The sequence below is a fragment of the Borreliella afzelii genome (assembly GCF_014202295.1).
Lineage (GTDB): Bacteria > Spirochaetota > Spirochaetia > Borreliales > Borreliaceae > Borreliella > Borreliella afzelii.
Genome location: NZ_JACHGM010000028.1, coordinates 1 through 2861 on the forward strand (window position 1 = coordinate 1; position 2861 = coordinate 2861).

A 2861-nucleotide genomic window follows, 5' to 3' on the forward strand; every position below is an offset into this window, starting at 1 on the left:
AAAGCTTAATGGAAAAATATTTAAAGTAAATTCAAAGCGAATATTTAAGCATAGATAGTTATCTATAGCTTCAAGCTATTTTTGGCTAATTTATAGGCTTGAATTTTGTTTGCAGAAGAGAGTCCGTAGATATTATCAATTTCATTGGTTGAAGAGTATTTCATAAGTTCTTTAATTTGAAAAGAATTATAACCATTAGCTTTTAAATTTGAAATAAATAAATTTCTGCATAAATGAAGCGATTTATTTACTTTAAATCCTGATTTTTTAAGAAGATTTTTGAATTTTTTAGAAATATGAGTAATGTCAATTTGATTGTCTTTGAATTTGTGTTTGGTTTTTTGGAAAAGATAAGTACGCCTAGTATCAAGATTTTTATCTTCGAAATGATTTTTATGAGCTATTTGAATAGCGTCGAATTCGTGTGAGTTAATGACAATTTCTCTAATGCAGGCGATACTTCTTTTTTTAGCTACATTCACTTTTATATTGTAATAAGTTTCTCCAGTTTCGCTTAATAACTGGGTAATATCTTCCATCTTTACTTTTTGCATTTCAGTACCCCTACACCCACTTATTGAGAGTAGATGTACGAACCAGCCAGATATTGGATCAGTTTGTTTTAACTGTTTAATACATTTTAGAATTAGTTTGATAGTTTTAGGAGTTAAGTAGAACTTAGGGCTGGGTTTTAGATTTTCTTTTTTGCTTTTAGTTGAATTTTCTAGTGTATTTTTTAGGATTTTATTTTCATCTATTACTTTTTGATAATCTTTTAGTAGTTTAAGAATGAAATCTGTGTTTCCTTTATTTAAATTAAGATAATTATTAAAGTCCATAGAATCCTCTTTTTACAAGTGTTACTTTCAAATTAAGTAAAAGTAATAAAAATATATAAAAATTGCAATTTACATTTTACCAAAAACTTAAAATTTTAGTCAAATCATGGTGCTTCTCATTGCATGGGAAATTTGGGATGTAGAGTGGCTGTATTGGGGAGAAGTGGCCCTTTCTAAGGGGTGCACCCAAGAAAGATATAATACTTTGGGTGATATATAGCAAAGACTCTGAAATTTAATTTGTATGTGTTTTGTGATCTTTTGTAATGAGCTTGCCATTTGCAATGGAGAGATTTTTAAGAGTTGGTTAAAATTACATTTGAGTTTTGTTACTATGTAATCCAAAATGTAACAAAATTAAATATTTAAATCTTTAAAAAATTGTATTTATTAGAGATTGTATTATGTTTAGCCTTACGGAGTAACTTATGAATAAAAAAATAAAAATGTTTGTTATTTGTGCTGTTTTTGTACTGATAAGTTCTTGCAAGAATGATGTAAATAGTAAAGATTTAGAAAATTCAGAACAATCAGAGCAAGAGTTAAAAAGTCCAAAACAAATAGAACAAGAGATAAAAAAAGAATTTAATGGATTGTTAAATATTTTAGAGAAAAAAGACATATCTAATTTAGATGAAAAAGATACGAAAGAAATTGAAAAAACAATTCAAGAATTAAAGGATAAAATAGAAAAAACGGAGGCCAAAAAAACTCCTCTTAAAACATATCTTGAGTATGAAAAAAAAGTAAAAGAAATAAGAGAAAAATTAAAAGATAAAGGAGAGCTTGAAAACAAATTAAAGGAACTTGAAGAAAGTTTAAAAAAGAAAAAAGATGATAGAAGAAAAGCTTTAGAAGAGGCTAAACAGACATTTCAAGGATATAAAGGACAAGTTGACACTGCAACTGGAGAAACTCAAGGCCACCAAGCTCAAAATCAAAGAGGCAGTGGAGCACAAGCCTGGACAAAAGCTAGAGAATATGGGTTAAGTGTAAATTCTACTAGTTTTGGTACTGATACAGGTGTTATGTCAAGTGGAATAATAGATGAGGCGATTAAGCAAATTGAAGAAGAACTTAAAGATATTGGAGAAGGGACTCAAATTTTAGAAAATAAAAAGTAAAGAAAATGGTTTTCAAAAGCATAAAATATTAAAAACAAGACTAATAACCAATCTTGTTTTCTTATTTAAGTTATATTTTTCAAGGAGTAAAAGTGAAGAAATTATTATTCAAGATATTGTTTGTTTTTATTATATTTATATCTAATATTTATGGAAATTCTTTGGATGATGTAGTAATTAAAAATAATAAAAAAGCGATTGAATTTTTAGATGACATTCTTAAAGATAAGGATTATATACAAGTATTTAATACTACTAATCCAGATCAAAGAAGAAAAATTCCAAATTATGATTATAAGGAAAATATTATGGATACAATCATACAAGAGTTGAAATCATATGGTAAAATTTTGGAATTTTTTGGATATATATATCTTGTGTCTAAAAATATTATGAAATATGTTCTAGAAGAAAAACGTGCTAGTGAAGTTGAAAGATTTAGATTGTTTACTTTTAGAGAGTTACATTATTTTTATGATTGTATTGTGAATTCTCAGAAGTTTATTGATGGATTCCTTTCAAATTTTGTAGTATATATTAAGGATTTAAATAAAAGGCATAAAATACAATAAATTAGTGAACTGCTATTTCCATAATCTTTGATTTAGAAATAACAGTTCATTTAAGAAATGGTTTTTAATAGTAGTAAAAATTATGAAAAACAAGACCAATTGATAGTCTTGTTTTTATTTATGAGTATTAAGTTCGCTAAAATGTTTGGTTAAAGTTTTATATTAAACATTTTTCAATGGTTATTGTATTTCCTCCTTTGCTAAAATTTTAGCATATATAGGGAAGTTATCAGTTTATGTTAATAAGTGAAAAGGTGTTGTTTAGATATTATGTTTTTGCTATATTATTATATAGATAATATGCATGCTAATAAAGTTTCAGATTT

The 2861-nt window shown here is 26.0% G+C and carries 3 protein-coding genes; 2 read left to right on the forward strand and 1 reads right to left on the reverse strand.

What is annotated here, in order from left to right; translation table 11 throughout:
- Positions 1 to 62: 62 nt before the first annotated feature.
- Positions 63 to 839 carry a tyrosine-type recombinase/integrase gene (locus HNP63_RS06520; protein WP_183227672.1) on the reverse strand — a complete coding sequence of 259 codons (777 nt, stop codon included), beginning with the start codon at positions 837 to 839 and terminating at the stop codon, positions 63 to 65.
- A 428-nt stretch (positions 840 to 1267) separates the two neighbouring features.
- Between HNP63_RS06520 and HNP63_RS06525 the strand changes: the two genes are divergently transcribed.
- Complete coding sequence (locus HNP63_RS06525; protein WP_183227674.1) at positions 1268 to 1963, forward strand: ErpL protein; 696 nt, start codon at positions 1268 to 1270, stop codon at positions 1961 to 1963.
- 92 nt (positions 1964 to 2055) lie between these two features.
- The gene (locus tag HNP63_RS06530; protein WP_183227676.1) at positions 2056 to 2535 is read left to right on the forward strand and encodes a hypothetical protein; all 480 of its coding nucleotides are present in this window, start codon (positions 2056 to 2058) and stop codon (positions 2533 to 2535) included.
- The last annotated feature ends 326 nt before the right edge of the window (positions 2536 to 2861 follow it).

What these genes read in the sequence shown, in the direction of transcription:
- HNP63_RS06520 (WP_183227672.1), bottom strand. Translation starts at nt 839, where the DNA reads ATGGACTTTAATAATTATCTTAATTTAAATAAAGGAAACACAGATTTC.
- HNP63_RS06525 (WP_183227674.1), top strand. Translation starts at nt 1,268, where the DNA reads ATGAATAAAAAAATAAAAATGTTTGTTATTTGTGCTGTTTTTGTACTG.